Annotated in this window: 15 protein-coding genes; 7 read left to right on the top strand and 8 right to left on the bottom strand. The window is 59.8% G+C overall.

Features of this window, described 5'->3' with window-relative positions; translation table 11 throughout:
- Positions 1-8: 8 nt before the first annotated feature.
- Positions 9-242, bottom strand: a complete 234-nt coding sequence (locus GNK13_RS20465; RefSeq protein ID WP_164104415.1) for a hypothetical protein — start codon at positions 240-242, stop codon at positions 9-11.
- 47 nt (positions 243-289) lie between these two features.
- Here GNK13_RS20465 and GNK13_RS20460 point away from each other — a divergent pair, with 47 nt between their 5' ends.
- The 3 genes from GNK13_RS20460 (at position 290) to GNK13_RS20450 (ending at position 3,445) form a co-directional block, all read left to right on the top strand.
- Positions 290-1,387, top strand: a complete 1,098-nt coding sequence (locus GNK13_RS20460) for a DUF1559 family PulG-like putative transporter (RefSeq protein WP_164104584.1) — start codon at positions 290-292, stop codon at positions 1,385-1,387.
- A gap of 131 nt (positions 1,388-1,518) precedes the next feature.
- A complete protein-coding gene (locus GNK13_RS20455; RefSeq protein WP_164104413.1) occupies positions 1,519-2,559 on the top strand; it encodes a HEAT repeat domain-containing protein in 1,041 nt (346 codons plus the stop codon).
- A 25-nt stretch (positions 2,560-2,584) separates the two neighbouring features.
- On the top strand, positions 2,585-3,445 hold the full coding sequence (locus GNK13_RS20450) for a HEAT repeat domain-containing protein (RefSeq protein WP_164104412.1): 861 nt from the start codon (positions 2,585-2,587) through the stop codon (positions 3,443-3,445).
- Positions 3,446-3,604: 159 nt separating this feature from the next.
- Here GNK13_RS20450 and GNK13_RS20445 read toward each other — a convergent pair whose 3' ends face one another.
- The 5 genes from GNK13_RS20445 to GNK13_RS20430 all read right to left on the bottom strand — a co-directional run bounded on the left by GNK13_RS20445 (position 3,605) and on the right by GNK13_RS20430 (position 12,149).
- Complete coding sequence (locus GNK13_RS20445) at positions 3,605-4,066, bottom strand: hypothetical protein (RefSeq protein ID WP_164104410.1); 462 nt, start codon at positions 4,064-4,066, stop codon at positions 3,605-3,607.
- A 32-nt stretch (positions 4,067-4,098) separates the two neighbouring features.
- Positions 4,099-5,055: a nuclease-related domain-containing DEAD/DEAH box helicase gene (locus tag GNK13_RS20440; RefSeq protein WP_164104408.1), complete on the bottom strand. Its 957-nt coding sequence runs from the start codon at positions 5,053-5,055 to the stop codon at positions 4,099-4,101.
- Between the two features lie 473 nt (positions 5,056-5,528).
- Entirely contained in the window at positions 5,529-5,654 is a 126-nt protein-coding gene (locus GNK13_RS21955) for a hypothetical protein (RefSeq protein WP_261345444.1), read from the bottom strand.
- Positions 5,655-5,685: 31 nt separating this feature from the next.
- Complete coding sequence (locus GNK13_RS20435) at positions 5,686-7,533, bottom strand: integron integrase (protein ID WP_203329169.1); 1,848 nt, start codon at positions 7,531-7,533, stop codon at positions 5,686-5,688.
- A 4,478-nt stretch (positions 7,534-12,011) separates the two neighbouring features.
- Positions 12,012-12,149, bottom strand: coding sequence for a hypothetical protein (locus GNK13_RS20430; protein WP_164104406.1), 138 nt, complete (start codon positions 12,147-12,149; stop codon positions 12,012-12,014).
- 237 nt (positions 12,150-12,386) lie between these two features.
- On the opposite strand from GNK13_RS20430, the gene GNK13_RS20425 reads away from it, so the two are divergent.
- Positions 12,387-12,908 (top strand): hypothetical protein, encoded by a 522-nt coding sequence (locus tag GNK13_RS20425; RefSeq protein WP_164104405.1) that lies wholly within the window; start codon positions 12,387-12,389, stop codon positions 12,906-12,908.
- A 336-nt stretch (positions 12,909-13,244) separates the two neighbouring features.
- Here the strand turns inward: GNK13_RS20425 and GNK13_RS20420 are convergent, their stop codons facing one another.
- Positions 13,245-13,508 carry a phage integrase N-terminal SAM-like domain-containing protein gene (locus GNK13_RS20420; protein WP_164104403.1) on the bottom strand — a complete coding sequence of 88 codons (264 nt, stop codon included), beginning with the start codon at positions 13,506-13,508 and terminating at the stop codon, positions 13,245-13,247.
- Positions 13,509-13,766: 258 nt separating this feature from the next.
- Here GNK13_RS20420 and GNK13_RS20415 point away from each other — a divergent pair, with 258 nt between their 5' ends.
- Positions 13,767-14,249, top strand: a complete 483-nt coding sequence (locus GNK13_RS20415; protein WP_164104402.1) for a hypothetical protein — start codon at positions 13,767-13,769, stop codon at positions 14,247-14,249.
- A gap of 165 nt (positions 14,250-14,414) precedes the next feature.
- On the opposite strand, the gene GNK13_RS20410 is transcribed toward GNK13_RS20415, so the two are convergent.
- On the bottom strand, positions 14,415-15,752 hold the full coding sequence (locus GNK13_RS20410; protein WP_235935367.1) for an IS110 family transposase: 1,338 nt from the start codon (positions 15,750-15,752) through the stop codon (positions 14,415-14,417).
- A 455-nt stretch (positions 15,753-16,207) separates the two neighbouring features.
- Here GNK13_RS20410 and GNK13_RS20405 point away from each other — a divergent pair, with 455 nt between their 5' ends.
- The gene (locus GNK13_RS20405) at positions 16,208-16,591 is read left to right on the top strand and encodes a hypothetical protein (RefSeq protein ID WP_164104400.1); all 384 of its coding nucleotides are present in this window, start codon (positions 16,208-16,210) and stop codon (positions 16,589-16,591) included.
- A gap of 186 nt (positions 16,592-16,777) precedes the next feature.
- Complete coding sequence (locus GNK13_RS20400) at positions 16,778-17,266, top strand: hypothetical protein (protein ID WP_235935366.1); 489 nt, start codon at positions 16,778-16,780, stop codon at positions 17,264-17,266.
- Positions 17,267-17,461: the final 195 nt, after the last annotated feature.

Here is a 17,461-nt window from a genome sequence, read left to right as displayed (position 1 = left end):
GTGCAGGATCAGCGGAGCCGGTACCCCGCGGCAGTATCGTAGCCGCGGAAGGCTACTTCCATCTCTTCGAATGCGGCAATCTGCCGGCACCAGTGGTAGACTGATTCTTCCGCTCTCAGAGACCACGCCCAATCTTCGACGTGCAGATACAGATGCTCCAGCCGATGCTCGATGCGGAACTCGCGAAGCTGGCCGCCTAGCCCGCCACGCCGCAAAGGGGGCAGCGCTGCTTTTCCTTTCAAGGCGTCCGATACCCAGCGGCTAAAAGCAACCAAGATAAGGTGGGTCAATGCTCGGTCACCGTCGCACTGGAATCACGCTGCTTGAAGTACTGGTAGTGATCGCCATCATCGTTGTCCTGATGGGGCTGCTGATGCCGGCAATGCAATCGTCACACACGGAATATCGACGGACCGAATGCGCAAACAATCTAAGGAACCTCGCTTTGGCAGCCGTTCAATACGAGGTTGCCAACGGTGAATTGCCGGGTTACCTCCATGATTTTGGTACTTTTCCCGGTGGCACCGATCCGTCGGAGCCTCTGGGAGACGGGTATCCGGCCGAAGCTCATGCAAAGATTGGAACCTGGGCCGTCACACTGATGCCGTACTTGGGGCATCAGCCAACCTACGAGCACTGGACCGAAGACAAATATCCACTCCTGAGCAGCGTGAGCACAGTGGACGGGACGTATAACCGCCGGGCGTTGCCAAACCTGCCTACCTTCATCTGCCCAAAATCCGTCGGCGAAGCCAAAGGAATCGCTCGCAACAGTTACGTCGCCAACTGTGGCGTCACAGGCACCACGCCACTTCCATTCGCCGAAGCGTCAAAAACGGCTAACGGAGCCTTCAATAACAAATACGGTGGGCCCAGCATGTTGGGCGACGCGACTTCGACCGGTCCGCCGGTTCGGATCGATCACTTCAGAGATGGCACAAGTACCACGCTCTTGTTTACCGAGAATCTGCAAGCACAGTCATGGCATCGCATTAGCTTTGAGCCGATGCGTGCTAACCTGGCCCCATCACAGGTGATGCTCAATCCACGCAAATTCTTAGAGCCGAACCTCGCCAAGCACTACACCGGGATTGTGTGGCACCACTACGACCGAGAGTACTCAGCTCCACCCCCGCCGCAGGTCTTGATCAACAGCGATAGATCGACCGCAGCAATATCATCCAGCGGAACCGACCAAATGAATGCTCTCTACGCCCGGCCTTCCTCCGCCCATCGATCGGGCGTCAATGCATCCTTCGCAGACGGGGGTGTTCGGTTTGTGAGCGACGACATTGACTACCGCACCTATCAAGCATTGCTGACGCTCCACGGGAAGGACAGCAACGTACCGCATCCTGGCTTTGTTCCCAGCCCTGATGCTCTATGAACGAGCCCACGGAAAAGAAGTCTACGAGCGGTCTCGATGCATTGCCTCGCGATGGAACTCGGTGCACACGTCCCATCCGCCCCGGTTGCAATCCCATTTTTCCGCTCTTCTTGCTGTGCTTCACATGGACGGTGGCATCGACTTGTGCGGGAGCGGAAGACGATCCGCAATTCGGGGGCAAGCCGGTCAGCCAGTGGATCGAAGTCGCTCGATCGGACACGAATCCGGAACGGCGCCGGAAAGCTGCCTTTGCATTCCGCATGCTAGGCACCGAAGCGAGGCAGGCCGTTCCTGCACTGATCGCGTTGCTCCAAGACAGCGACGATCGAGTGCGTGAAGCGGCCGCACGGGCGCTGGGCAAGGTCGGTAGCGGCCGCTTGAAAGAAGTCGCGGCGCTCGTGGAATCGCTTGACGACGAGCATCCATCGGTCGTTGAGGCGGCTGCCGCTTCGCTGGGCGAGTTTGGCCCTGCCGCTCAGCCTGCGATCGAGGATCTGATCGAAGTTACGGACCGGTTCATCGATCTCAGCGTTCCTGTCGAGTCGCTGTGCGGGATTGGTGAACCAGCATTCAAGCCGCTCGTTCGAGTGTTGATGGATGCTCAACGTCCTGAACGACTCCGCATCCACATCGCTACCGTACTGCCTCGCTACGGTGAGCCGGCCGTCGAGCCGCTCGCCGAGCTCGCATGGACTGCATCGCCGGCCCTTCGCAGCAAAGCCCTCTACGGGCTCGGTATGGTCGGCCCCGTGGCCAAGGAAGTTGTGCCGACTCTGATCGAGGCAATGCAGGCACCCAACTCCGATGTGCGACTCGCTGCGGCCTATGCAATTGGGGAATGCGGCCCTGAAGCGAAGGCAGCGATCCCAGTCTTGATCGACGCCCTTGACGATGCCGACCGCCGCGTCGGGGACGACGCCGCCGACGCGCTTGCTGCGATGGAAGCAGAACTCGAACCGTTCATTCCGCAGCTCATCGAGTGTCTGCTTGAAGAGGACGCCTTCGCCCGCCACCACGCCGCGAAGGTGATTGGCACAGTGGGTCCAGCGGCCCAGAGCGCAGTACCAGCTTTGGTGGAGATGCTGCGAGAGCATCGCCGAGTCGATACCCGGCGCGCTGGAGACGATCGGGGCTGCTGCTATCCCGGGTCTCATCCACGCACTCTCGCATGAAGCGAAGAGTATTCGCCGTTTGGCCATGGAATCGCTCGGACAGATCGGTGGACCACGAGAAGCTGCCACCGCACCGCTGGTCGTGGCACTTTCCGATGACGATGCCGACTACCGTGCCGCTGCGGCACGCACGCTCGCCGCCATGGGCCCTGATGCTGCGGATGCTGCCGACGCGCTCGTGCAGATGTTCCGCAGCGATCCCGAACGCAACAACCGCGTCGAAGCCGCTCGGGCCCTGGGGCAGCTTGGCGAGGAGGCGGTCGTTCCGGTCCTGGCCGAGGCGACCGACGCGCTCGTGGAAATGCTGAACGACGAGGAAGGGCCAGTCCGAGTGGCGGCTGCCCTCGCCCTGTGGCGCATCGATCACGAGAACGCACTCTCCCTTCCCACGCTCATCGCGGCGCTGACAGATTCGCATCAGGAAACGCGAGAGTTCGCAGCACGCGCCTTGGGCACTCTGGAACCTGCGGCCTCGCCAGCTCTTTCTGCGTTCATCGCAGCCCTGGGCGACGAAAGCTGGATCGTCCGTTCGGAAGCGGCTCAAACGCTCGGCGCGATTGGTCCTGCGGCCGCGGAGGCGACCCCGGCACTGATCGAACTGCTACTGGACGAGGAAGAGTACTTTGGCGACGGCGTTCGCCGCTCCGCCGCCGGCGCCCTCGGGAAGCTGGGCGCGGGGGCTGTGCCGCATTTGATCGCGGCGTTCGGTCATCCACGCCTAGCGGTCCGAGTGGCTGCCACCGAGGCTCTTGGAGAGATCGGGGCAGCTGCGCGACCTGCCCTATCTCGCCTTCAGACTCTCCGCGAAGACGACTACGTCACTCTCCGCAACGCCGCTGCCAAAGCCCTACAGAGCATCCGCCAGACGTCGCCCGAGCGGTTCTGAACGATTGCGGACGCGTCATTTGCCAGTCGCCGTGCCCAGCCGCAATTGTCGGGCGATACCAGCGAATCAGTACACCGCGCGCCACAGCACCCTCGATGGCTGCGAGTACTGAGGGAAACCACAGACGAACACTTTGCCCGCTACGAGGCGTACCTAAGGCTATGCTGGGGCAGCCCCGAGGATCGCATTCGCTGCAGGTGACGCCACTGCGGCGTTTGCGTCGGAGCCGTGCTCCTGCCACTGGCTTGCCTTCTGTGCCTCGTGCAGCAGGCCGTGCGGTGCAGTGCCAGTGATTTCCAGATACTCGATGGCACGCGTACAACCGACGTAGAAGTTAGCTCGCCCCAAGACGTCTGTCGGGAACTGATTGGCAGACGCGAGCAATACACAGTAGGCATCGTAGCCCTTGGCCGACGCGACAGTCGAGAATGTCAACCGGCCGCGCTGCCCCAGATGCGTGTCCCGATCGTCAAAGGCAATGTGGATGTCCTCCACGCCCTTGATGCTGGCGCGCCGCACCCATTCGGCAAGTCCCCGGACTCGCTCACGGTAGTACGACAAAACGAGGATGTCCTGGGGACGAACTTCCTGGTCCTCGACCAGCCAGCGAAGCCGCGACACCACGAGCTCGTTCTCTTCCCGTGTTCCACCCGCTAAGCGACTCCAATCTTCTTTTGCAGGAATGGGACGAGCGTGCGATTGAAGCAGACAGCAAGAATCCGAGGTGGGCGAACTGGTTCGTCAAACAGCGAGAGAGAGCCCTTCTGCGCTCGTTCGATCCAGCGGGCGAGGTTATTGGCCAGGACAACCGTTTTGCCGCTTCCCGCCACCCCGCGAATCATCCTCGGCCCTCGTCCCCAAACTTGAGCGGACAGTTTTTGCTGTTCATCCGAAAGCGTCTTGTATGTTTCCGCGGCTTCATCGAACAGCTCGCCGAGAGTGGTCTCTCGCACTTGCCTTGGGGCGCGATCCTCTGGGGCGGGGAACAGGACTGACGAATCACCGAACCCGCTGTACACGGCCTGCAGCTCGTTGGCGTTCCACTGCTGAAGATCGCAGGCCTGGAGTTGCTTGCGTCCGGCCTCTGACAATCGCCCCGCCAAGCTGGCCACGTCTTCTTGGAAGAGAAGCTCCCGAGGCAGAACGGCGTTGCGACCCCACCGATCCTGCCACGCCACTCGGGTGATCTGGGCGAGGACGACCCAGTACCGGATTGGAATCTCCAGGTCGCCAAAGTACGCTCGCTGCGCCGCATCGCGAATGTCGAACATTGCGTTGCGAACCTGGACGAATGGGTTCTTGCGCCGCGTCCCGGTTGCGTAACGAATCGCGAACTGGCCGCCCGGTTCGATGGCCGTGATCTGCTCGAGACCAACTCCCTTCACTTCGATCACATGAATCCCGGCCCTCGGGCAGACGACGACGATGTCTGGCGGGCGGGTGGTGCTGCGCGCGAGGCTCGGTTCACAGAGAACCGTCGAGGACTCACTTTTAAGCTCGCAAATGAGCGAGGCGAGCACGGAACGATGGGCGTGATTGCTGGCGTCCTGCCAGCCAATGACTCGGCAACGAGCGTGCTGAACAGTGCGTCTGAGCTGGTCCAGAGACATGGGGTCCTGCAGGCCTCGGTCGCAGACGGTCGGGAGGGAAAGAGTGCAGCGGACGATTCATTGAAGATACTCGCTCCGAATGTAGCTCGTGTAGCTCGCCTGCGCGATGATGGAAGGCTGTCCGCTGCTGAGTGCAGCAACACTTCTTGAAGCACCGTGCTGAACGTGCGGAGAGCTGACAGGCTCTCGATTCCCGTTATACTGCCCCTTCAGATAGCCCCGCCGCTGAGGGGTGACCGGATCGGGGACGACGCAAGCGTCACCCACGAGCACGAAGTCTAGCTGCACAGTCCAACGTCTCGGCCAAGAACCTCCGGCGGCCCGAGAAAATTGAAGCAGAGGCTTGCGGTGCTGTTGCAGCCCTGGCGGCCCTCGTCCGCCAGATCGCTCAAGTCCGCCCGCACAGGCGACGGCGATGGAGACTCCTTAAGCAGCACCCCAAATTGTTCCAGCAAGCAGCGGGAGCAGGATTCTTAGATCACCATGATCCGCAGCGGCTTGGTGAGAGCCACTTCGACGTCTGGGCTGAAGAACCCGATTTCCACCAATGGCTTGGACCTTGGCCCTGGGAAGTCGAGCCAACATTCGAGGAATACCATGCGGCATCGGATGCCCCAGCAGCTGCCCCCGTCAGCTTGCTCGACGAAGCAGAGGCGTTGGCTGAGTCGGCTGCGAAGAGCTCCGGCGGGACCCTTTCCGCAGACGCGTTCCTTTAAGAATTGCTGCCAAACCCGAAGATGCCATGGCGCAGCGACTGGGGTCGCGATCCGTTTCAGCCGCACAGTCACCTCGCGGACTGCCGGGCTGGGCAAAATTCAGCTTCACCATCGCTCCAGCAAGACCAGTCCACCAACCTCTACTTCCGGAACTCGTTGCCGACCTATCGCCGCGAGCCGGCTCCTGGCCGCCGCGGATGAACGCATTCGCGGAGCCCATCCCGTTCTCACACACCGTCCCGTCCTCAGAAGCAAACTCGGGATCACACTCTGACCCAACCGGCTCGCTTTCAAAGGTGAGCTCGGGCTCAATGGCACGCTCAGTCTCGCAGACCGGAGCAGGGGCACAGACCGAATCTGGCACACATGTCCGATCAAGCTCAACGACGCACGGCGACAGTTCGGGCTTTACCTGGTCAACACTTCCTGACTCGCTTTGCTGCTGGCTGCAGACCAGCCGATCGAGTGGACTGACAACGCGGACATCCTCTCGGTAGACCACGTGCGTGTAGATCATCGTCGTCGTCACGTCGCTGTGCCCGAGCAACTCCTGAATGGTGCGGATGTTCGCTCCCTGTTGCAGCAAATGGGTAGCGAACGAGTGGCGGAATGTGTGGGCGGAAACGTGTTTGGTGATTCCGGCGGCCTCAACCGCACGCCGCAGATGGCTCGGAAAAGTGTCGCGGTGAAGGTGGTGGCGGTGCAGAGCGTGGGTGCGTGGATCTTTGGAAAGCCGGTCGGAGGCAAACAGGAACTGCCAGCGGAACTCGCGAGCGGCCGACGGATATTTCTTAGCCAGTGAATACGGGAGCCAAACTGAAGCGACGCCATCTGCCAAGTCTTGCTCGTGCAGCACCCGCCGTGACTTTGCCAGTCGGCGAAGCGGCTCGATCAGCTCGAGCGGCAGGGGAACGAGTCGACTCTTGCCTCCTTTCGCTTGATGGATCTCGATCAACTGGTTATCGAAGTCGATATCCTTGATCCTGAGCCGCAGGGCTTCGCTGATGCGCATCCCACAGCCGTACAGGAGCTTGGCGATGACCAGCGGAACACCTTTCAACTGAGCGAAAACCTGCTCGACCTCATTGCAGCTCATGACCGTCGGGATCTGCTTACCCTTGGAGGCGCGGATCGCCTGAATGCGGCCCATGTCCCGCTTCAAAACGTTCTCGAAAAGGAACAACAGGGCGTAGAATGCTTGGTTCTGAGTCGACGGCGCAACGTTTCCGTCCACCGCAAGATCAGTTAAGTGCGCTTCGACGTCGGCCGCGCCGACTTTGCGAAAATCGTTGCGACACCGCAGTCCAAGGGCGCTCATGAAGGCTTTCAGCTTCCGCACGTAAGCCCGCTCGGTCTCGTGGCTCTTCCCCAGCCGACGCAAGGTCCGCCGGTAGTCGCGAAGGATGTCAGGCTCCTGCGGGTCAATCCGCCCCACCACATCCTCGATCGAGTCGACACCGGCACCAGCGAGCTGCTCCTTGGCGGCGATCTCTCGAAGTTTCGCCCGTATCGGCAGCAGATCACCTGCCGCTGCTTCTTGGACCATCCAGCGATAACTGATCAGCCCCTGAACAATCCTTAGCCGCTTCCAAGCAGGCGTCCCCTTCCTCAGGTGTGACCGCAGGAAGGCAATCACATGGTCCGCTGTAAACTTCCAACTGCCCCGCGGAACTCGCTGATGAAAGCGGGCCAGATCCCTGAACCAGATTCGCGCCCACTTCAGCTCCCGCTCCGACCTTGCCGACCGCACAAGAACAGCCATCACGATCTCCCGAGTTGCAGCGTCCGGGGAATCCTCTGTGCGAAGGCGGCACACGTGCCCACACCAGCGCACCCCAGAACGCTTCAGTTGACGTAGCAAGCTCCTGACAATCGTCGGCCGCGAACCAGCAAGCCGCCCGCGCCCTCTCCATTGCGAATCGCATGTGCACTCCCCCCAATCCACACGCCCAACCGGACTAAGGGGTCCGCACACTCGCAACCGGAGGGGCAAAGAACGTGCCGGATGTTCAGTACCTGAAGGCCAGTACAGCAAAATCTGCCGAAACTCCGGCAGAGACCAATTCCAGCCCATTTGATTGACGCCGAGCGCCGAAACCGGCGAGAATACGAGCCAAGCCGTTCTCACCAACCAGCGGGAACACCACCCGCCGAACCGGCGAGAACACCCACCCCAACCCCCATCTCGCCGCACCACCCGGTGAGAAACAAGTTCGCGGCGTCGACCACATACCGCCCTCGCGACGTCTGATCGGTTCTTTCCCACTCACGTCATAAATGGTGCGCCCGAATTGTTGATGCCAACCGCTCGGTGACACGATCGGTTTGATGCGCTCGGTTCACTACTTTCGTTTAGTCGTAAGTTCGATCCCGTAAGAGGTGCCCGCGGATTGACTGTGCTCCCGGAACCGCGGCTTTCTGAATTTGACCGCCGGTACCCAATTCGTGGTTTGATTGGCTCGATTCCCGAGGCTACTCTGGATTGTTCAACGCCAGGTGCGCGCGAGAACTGATGCGTTCGAAGATTGGCTCGGCCATTGCTCGCTGCTACGCTTTGCGGTTCCGGCTCGTCGGCCTATCGAGCTGCCGGCTCCACAAGGACTCCGCGAACCATGCGTCGAACCCGAGCGGCGGATGGGGCGTGTCCTGAAAACCATCCACTCGGCCGCCGCCGGGTTAACGCAAACGTTATGGCAATCACCGACGCTATCCGTTCTCTGCCTGCCGTGGTGCGCTCGAATCAGCCCCTATGCACAGTGAACCGCCACCCGCATTAGATTCTGACTATCGTTTCGGGCGCCACTAACTTCCGCGCTCGAGGATTTGACGTCATCGCGATCCGAGGGTTAAATCGGCGAGCAGGTGCGCGTGAAGGTCAATCGCATTGGAGAGTCGTGGGGTCGACAACGTTTATGAAGCACTTCGCTCACGCGACACCGTCGTTGACTGTCTGGCGTTTGATGATCACTGAACCTGGTACGCGGGGCTTGGCCCAAAGAGTGATACGTGAGTTCCGGCTTTCACGATTGATGCCAGAGAACCGGCTGATTCAGGCATGCTGACGCCGAGTCGATCGGTTACACTCGATTACCATGACGCTACATCTGCGGTCCTGGCTCGCCGGGCACTGCTGCGGAGCCATAACAACGCGTCGAACCCGAGCGGCGGATGGGGCACTTACTGAAGACTATCCACTCGGCCGCCGCCGGGTTAACGCCACCGTTATGGCAATCGCCCACGCAACACACTCTCTGACTGCTGAGGTGCGCGCAATCCATCCGCTATGTAAAACGGAACCCATCCCGGATGCAATTTGCTTTGATCTTTCCGGGATGCCATAAACCGCGGCGCTCGAGAATTTGACGTCGTCGCGATCCGAGGGGTCGATCGGGGAGCAGAGGTGCTCGTGAAGGTCAACCGCATTGGAGTGTCGTCGGGCCGGCTACGCTTATGAAGCTCTTCGGTCAAACGGATCCATCGTCGACTGCATGGCGTTGGGTGATCGCTGATCTTGGTTCGCAGGGCTTGACCCGAAGAGTGATGTGTGGACTCCGAATTCCATAGTTGACGCTGGAGAGCTCGCTGATTTCGACATGCTGACGCCGAGCCGATTGGTTACACTGGATTAACGTGGCGTGACCTCTGCGGTCCTCACTCGCTGGGCATCGCTACGGAGCCATAACAACGCGTCGAACCCGAGCGGCGGATGAGGCGTTTCCTGAAAACTGTCTACTCGGCCGCCGCCGGGTTAACGCCACCGTTATGGCAATCACCGACGCCACATGTTCACCGGCTGCTGAACCGCACTCGAATCACCCACCGCACTCATGAATACGGTGTCGCGCCTCGCCGGTTCCGTCGCCCCTAACGGATTCAACGGGTGCGCGTGAGGGTCGATCGAATTGGGGACCCGTCGGGTCGAAAGCGTTTATGATGCTCTTCGCTCATGCGACACCGTCGTTGATGGGGACTCTCGGGGTGACATTCCGGCTCGGTCCGCGGGGCTCAGTTCCGAAGCGAGATACGCGGGTTCCGGCTTTGATAATTGACGCCTCGCAGATCGCCAATGCAAACGCGCTCGCGCTGGGCCGGTCGGCTACAATGGATGCCGTGGCGCGACCGCTGCGGCTCTGGCTTGCTGGGCACCGCTACGGAGCCATAACAACGCGTCGAACCCGAGCGGCGGATGACGCGTTTCCTGAAGACTATCCACTCGGCCGCCGCCGGGTTAACGCACCCGTTATGGCAATCACCGGCGCTATCCGTTCTCTGCCTGCCGTGGTGCGCTCGAATCAGCCCCTATGCACAGTGAACCGCCACCCGCATTAGATTCCGACTGTCGATTGGGGCGCCACTAACTTCCGTGCTCGAGGATTTGGCGTCATCGCTATCCGAGGGTTCAATCGGGGAGCAGGTGCGCGTGAAGGTCAATCGGATTGGAGAGTCGTGGGGCCGACAACGTTTATGAAGCACTTCGCTCACGCGACACCGTCGTTGACTGTCTGGCGTTCGATGATCACTGAACCTGGTACGCGGGGCTTGGCCCAAAGAGTGATACGTGAGTTCCGGCTTTCACGATTGATGCCACAGAACCGGCTGATTCAGGCATGCTGACGCCGAGTCGATCGGTTACACTCGATTACCACGGTGCTACATCTGCGGTCCTGGCTCGCCGGGCACTGCTACGGAGCCATAACAACGCGTCGAACCCGAGCGGCGGATGACGCGTTTACTGACAACTGTCCACCCGGCCGCCGCCGGGTTAACGCAAACGTTCGCGGCGTCGATCACATACCGCCCTCGCGGCCCCTCATTTCGTTCTTTCCCGCTCACGTCACACAAATGGTGCGCTCGAATTACTGGTGCCAGCCGCTCCGTGACAACGTTGGCCTGATGCGCTCAGTCCACGACTCTCGTTCAGCCGTAAGTCCGATCCCGCAACAGGTGCCCGCGATTCGACTGTGCTCCCCGTGATCGTGGGTTTCTGCAATTGACCGCCGGCCCCAATTCGCGGTTGGATTAACTTGGTTCGAGAGGCTACTCCGGATTGTTCAACGCCAGATGCGCGCGAGAACTGATGCGCTCGAAGATTGGCTCGGCCATTCTTCGCTGCTACACTTTGTGGTTCCGGCTCGCCGGCCGATCGAACTGCCGGCTCCTTAAAGACTCTGCGAACCAGGCGTCGAACCCGAGCGGCGGATGGGGCGTCTCCTGAATACTGTCCACTCGGCCGCCGCCGGGTTAACGCAAACGTTCGTCGAGGCATAGATCCTCGCTCATGGCTGCTCCGACCTGATGACTGAGACCGAAGCGTTTCTCTTGACTGCCGCGATCGGTTTCACTTGCATCGCCACAGCCACTTGGGTGTTCTCGTCACGCCCGCGGCTGTTCATCCGGACTTTCACCCCGACTCAGGAACGAATAAACGCTCGACGAGTGCTACCCGATTTAGATAATCTACGACAGGGGATGCGATTGGTAGCTGTGGTGCAGATGATCGTCGCAGCCATTCAGAAGATACGAATGCGACGACCCGTCGATATCTAACACCCGAATTCGTGACTTATTTCCGCTGCCCCCGAAGCACCACCTGTATTACTTGTTTGATTATGGCGATTGCTGGTTATTCAAGATCTTTCGCTCGCGCAAGAATCCGCGGGCTCCTGTCGCTGGAACCGATTATCCGCGGGTCGTAAACGAGTCAGGCGAGAAGCCCACGCAATACGAACTTGGCGATTTCGACGGCTACTGAATTTATCGCTTACCTGCAATTGAAACTACGCATAGCTAATAAGGCTTTGACTTCGCGAGGTACGAGCCGAAGCTCAAGGCCTCTGTTCAAGGGGCCCGGCGGAGCCGTGGTCGCCGTCTTGGGTATTGGTTCAGTACGGCCTGGAGTCAGCGGGCCGATTCGGGGGCGAGAGGACGCTGGCCGCTAACTGAGATCGCAGCGAACGCCGGCGAGAATGCCTTGCAGTGGTAATTGCGGCCCGCTGGTGGTTTAAAGATTCCGCAGTTGAAGCCGGATTGCCAGTGGCAGCGCGGGCGCCCAGTGAGCACCTTCCCGGCGGTGTTCTCGATCTGGCGGTTGAGCAGATTGTAAGATCCTGCATCTCAGCTGCTGTCGAAGTAAGCCAGCGCCCGCTCCGAGAGCACCAGCCTCGGTGTGTACGTCACTTCCACGATCCGCAGCGAGCCGCCACACTCGCCACACGCTTCGGTGATCTTGTCGGGCGCGGTCTAGCAGTAGTCGGCGAACTGGCGGACGGCCCGCAGGTAGCCGGCGTGGGTCCGCTCGCTCATGCCGGCCAGATGCAGGTCCTCGGCCATGCGGGTGTAGCGGCGACCGGTGAAGAAGCGGGAGTGAGCCTTGGACATTAGAGGGGTTCCTTGTTGGGAAAAGAGAGAATCAACAAGGAAACGTGCCCCCAAACTCGCCCCGCCCCGCAGAATCGCGTAAACTGAAGCCGCTCAGCCACCCCGCCGCGCCAGCGGCTTACTTGAACAAACGGATTCACGCGATCGGCGGACAACATCCTTTCTCAACAACACATCGTGGGCCGCCGCCGCGTGATCCCCACCGTTCTGCCCCCAGTTGGTTCGCGCTCTCCGACGATGACAGTTGACCTAGAAGCCGCAATTCGACAGTTCATCAACGCAGCACGTGACCTGCAGGCTGAACCTGAGGTTACGGCAGAGGCGGTTCTGCAACGTGTGATCCAAGGTTATCGTGACGTCAGAATCGACCGTGCCTCCCTTAACTCCGATGGTGACATGCTTCTGCTGCAATGGGGCGCCATCTCGCCGTTGATCGCAGAAGGTCCCGCCGACTTACGGAACGCATCCGCTGACGACATAGCGTTCGAGCAGTCCGAGCGACAGTACATTGACTTCACTCGCCAAGTGTTTGCGGCCGCCGAGGACGAGGACGCTGACTTCGACGATTCGGCGGTCCAATTGAGCATGACGCTCGTCTACGGACAGGCGACGGGAGACGAAGTTTCATCCAACCAGTGGATCGAAAACCCACGCCGCATCGACAATGCGATTACGAAGTTCCGTGACGATCCCTTTGTTCAGAGGCTGATGGCGGCGCCCGCGTCGCGGCTAGTCGCCACCGTTCAGCATTGCGGATAGAGGGCAGAACCAATAAGGCTTTGACTTCGCGAGGTACGAGCCGAAGCTCAAGGCCTCTGTTCAAGAGGCCCGGCTGAGCCGCGGTCGCCGTCTTGGGTATTGGTTCAGTACGGCCTGGAGCCAGCGGGCCGATTCGGGGGCGAGAGGACGCTGGCGGCGGACTGAGATCGCAGCGAACGCCGGCGAGAATGCCTTGCAGTGGTAATTGCGGCCCGCTGGTGGTTTAAAGATTCCGCAGTTGAAGCCGGATTGCCAGTGGCAGCGCGGGCGCCCAGTGAGCACCTTCCCGGCGGTGTTCTCGATCTGGCGGTTGAGCAGATTGTAAGATCCTGCATCTCAGCTGCTGTCGAAGTAAGCCAGCGCCCGCTCCGAGAGCACCAGCCTCGGTGTGTACGTCACTTCCACGATCCGCAGCGAGCCGCCACACTCGCCACACTCTTCGGTGATCTTGTCGGGCGCGGTCTGGCAGTAGTCGGCGAGCTGGCGAACGGCCCGCAGATAGCCGGCGTGGGTCCGCTCGCTCATGCCGGCCAGATGCAGGTCCTCGGCCATGCGGGTATAGCGGCGACCGGTGAAGAAGCGGGAGTGAGCCTTGGACATTAGAGGGGTTCCTTGTTGGGGAAAGAGAGAATCAACAAGGAAACATGCCCCCAAACTCGCCCCGCCCCGCAGAACCGCGTAAACTGGAGCCACTCAGCCATCCCGCCGCGCCAGCGGCTTACTTGAACTAACGGATTCACGCGAGCGGCGGGTGACGCGTTTCCTTGACTCGATCTCGTGGGCCGCCGCCGCGTGATCCTCGCCGTTATGCGACGTAGGCTCCGCTTCATGCCGATAGTTTCGTCCGTTAGAGAGCCGGTGGTCTATCCACTGCTCGTCGTCATCGCGGCGGTCTGGTGCGCGGTGCAATCGTTTATGTTCAGTGATCCTCAGGTCTTGGGCGGAGCGCTGTTTGCGGCGGCCGACCCGGCATTCTTGCTTGTCGCCGGTGGTGCAAACATGGTTGTCGGCCTCCCATTCGGTTTACTGTTGCCTACGCTCAAGGCCGGAGACATGGCTAAACACTGGCGCGTACCACGGCAGACGTATTTGCTTTCACGTTCGGCGTTGCGTGGCCTCTGTTCTGTCACCATTGGCTGCGCCGCTGGCACCTTAGCCGCCTTACCGTTCTGGAAGCTGATGATGTGGCCGATTGCCATCGCCCCAGACGTGCTCGCCGTCAGCCTGGTTCTCTCGACGGCGCGCCGTTTTCGCCGCCATCGTTGTACCGAATGGGTCATGCCACCCCCGGGCTACGAATTCGTGCGTCCATTGCTCCGTGCAGCGAGACCTGACGCATAACGATGCGATTGACGTGAGACATCTGAGGCAACGCGTCAATAGGTTGGCGGTGTTTTTCAGCGGCTAAGTCTGCTTGTCTGAAGAACATGTTTTCCACCGCGCAGGTTCAACATGCACCCGGTTCGGAGTGGCTGTCGGAGTCTGATATGTAGATCGCTCGTCAGTTTAAGCGGCTGGGGAAAGTCGCTCTGCTATTGGCGATCCAGTAGCTTTTAGACGTTCCACATAACGGACATCGTCGTAGGCTTCTCGCTCTTGCCAGAGACGATAGGTGACTCGCATCCACTTGTATGCGAGTGCCCGTCGAGCCATATGAGTGGATTTCCCCTTACTGAGCTGAAGATCGTAATAAGCTTTAGCCCATGCGCACTTGGTTATCGAGAGGCCTGCATATTCGTGGAACGTCTGCTTGATAAACTTCGTGCATGCCCATCGGCTAGATACGTACCGCTGCTTTCCGCTCTGACTTGTAAGAGGTGCGATGCCTGCTGCTGCTTGGAACGCGGCAGCGTTGGCATAACGTGAACGGTCGTCGCCGAGTGCGGCGATGATTCGACCTTGGGTTTTGTGGGAGGCCCCGGGAAGGGAAGCGACGACCACATAGTCGGCGTGCGTCTTTACCAATTTCTTGATCTCTGAATCGTAGGACGAAATCGAACGATTCAGGGAGTCGAGTAGCCCGCAGATGGCTTGGACGCGACGTGCACAGGATCGAATTGCGACTGCGTCACTCGTCAGTGGCGTCGCGTTCATCAGCACGTCCAGTCGCTTCTCGGCTATGGCTTTCGCACCGATGCCGAAAAGCAATTTTCGAAGCTTCGTGCGCCCGGCCGCCTGGACCTGCTCGAGCGACGGGAACTTGAGCAGTAACCGGACAATAAACTCGGCATGGATCCTGGCCGGTTCGAGCAGCAAAATGGCGGGAAAGTACACTTTTAGCAGGGCTTTTAGCTCATTTGCGAGCGCGACCCGCTGGTCGACAAGCCGGCGTCGATCCTCGCAGAGTGTCGCTAGTTCACGGGTCTGGGGCTCGTCGCGGCGCAGCGGTCGCAGTCGCTCGGGATAGCTTTCGAGATACTGGAGGATGAGCTGCGCATCGACAGGATCGCTTTTGCCGCCGCCATGTGCGAACGACTTTCGATAGTTGGCCAGCGCATTTGGATTGACCGGGTAGATGGTCACGTGCGGGGACTCGAGCAGCGCGTTGATTAGTGCACCGCGGGAGGTTTCGATGCAGATTTCAATGCGGGCATCAGGATAAAGCCGTGTCCACGATTCCAGCAGAGTGCCAATGGCCTCGGGAGTCTGTTTGAACTCGCCGGCATGAGTCGTTCCATCGGGTGCTCGAAGTGCGTAGGCGTGGGCGGAATCGGTCCAGTCGATGCCCACGGACACGACGGGTTGGGAGGACTGTTCCCGTGTTTCCGGATTCGCCGGTGAAATGCGAGACTCGCTGCTCAACGGGAGTTCTTCGGCGCGCTGCTTTTCCGGTGTTCTCGTCATGGTGCGTGTCGCGTAGCATATAGTGTGGATCTAGGACGGAAAAAGCCTTCGAGTGGCTTTTGACGGCGAAGTGCTTATCGATGGTCCTTGCCAGGTACGTCATCTGAGAATTCGTTTTGTCAAAAGCCGAACCGGCCGCTGCGAAGGTCTCACGTTAGTCGTCGGTCGGGAGATGTTCCCCGCCGCGGCAGCCGCCGAAATTCGTCAGCGGCCGGCTCGAAGGCCTTGTCTCCCAAGCGTTTGGGAGTATGTAACAGGATATTCACAACGCGGCAAAATTCCGCCGCACGCTGTTTCTTTTGGCCTCCGTTCCGAGCTGGACAAGGGCTCCCACTTTGGCCAAGATATTTGATGTGCGGGTTACGATAAGCCGCCGATGGCCGCGTACTTCGATACTTTCCACACTGCGGCGGCCACGTCATCGCCGCCGTTACATCAACTCGACAAGTGCTTCGGTGAAAGTCGAATCAGCCGACCATTTTACCGAATTGTTGATGAAAAGCGGCCTCGTTCAGCGCCAGCACTATGAAGCATGGCGCAGTAAGCGAAGCCAGGCAGCCTATTCTCGTGCTTCCGATTTAGCGGACTCAATCGTCGCAGATGGTCTCGTTACCCGCTGGCAGGCGGACAAGCTTCTTGCCGGCAAATGGAAGGGTTTCTATTTTGAAGGCTTCGTGATTACTGGTCATGTCAGTGTCGACGAAGAAGAGAAGGCGTCGATTTTTACAGCCACGGATACCACGTCGGGGAAGCATGTCGCCCTCAAGGTGTTCTCTGCTGCCCGCGGCTTTCAACGTCCCGGTATTCCGTACTACACAGTTTTTATCCAGATAAATTAGAAACTGATGTAACAACGTCGTGCACCGGAGATCGCGAATCAGGCTTTTTGAAATGGAAAGCCATCGGCGCGCTCCCGGTGACGACGGACGTTCGCCGAGTGACGTTCCTCGACCCCTCATTGGTCAAGCTGGTTGATACGACACAGCGCCAACTTCATCCTGCTGATAGCCAGCTCGTGGATTGTAATGACGACCACGCACGAAGGCGGGCACATTGTTGGCGGCATGGCGTGCGGCGCAACGCTTGTGGACTATGACCTGGCTCCATGTCGAATGCCGTACAGTTTGCACTCCCCTGATCCACGCCCGCTCATGACGCTTTGGGCCGGCCCACTGCTTGGCGTGCTCATCCCGGTGTCGCTTGCCGCACTCATTCGCGAGCGATGGGCTTGGTTCATTGCTGACTTCTGCGTCGTCGCCAATGGTGGATACCTCGCACTCGCGTGGATGTCCGGTGATCGGTTTCTCGACACGCCTCGCTTGCTCGAAGCCGGAGTAAATCCGGCACTGATCATGCTATACTGCAGTGTGACGATCGGGGCTGGGTACGTTCGGTTTCGGTCCGACTGCATCCACTTCCTCAGACGTTCACCCGCGCATCCAAACGACGGCGAACATCTATATGGCCTTCTGAGTCAAGTAGTACAGATTTTCAGCGGCGGTAAAAGCATGTAGTTTTCTTGACCAGTCAAATTTCGGCAGTTTTCGGGTCGTGCCCGTCCAGGCCGCACTGACGATCCTACTGCTTGACTTTCCCTGAGGGGCGATGGTGACCGACGCGAGCTATTGTCGAAAGTCGTGTTCTTGATTGAGTGAAAAAAGCGGCGCATCCTGCTGAGGTACATCACCACTTCAGCGGCCCAACGCGGG

Origin of the sequence: Candidatus Laterigemmans baculatus, assembly GCF_010367455.1 — a bacterium.
Lineage (GTDB): Bacteria > Planctomycetota > Planctomycetia > Pirellulales > Pirellulaceae > Laterigemmans > Laterigemmans baculatus.
Note: the sequence above shows the minus strand (reverse complement) of the source record. Positions and strands in the feature narration are given on the sequence as shown.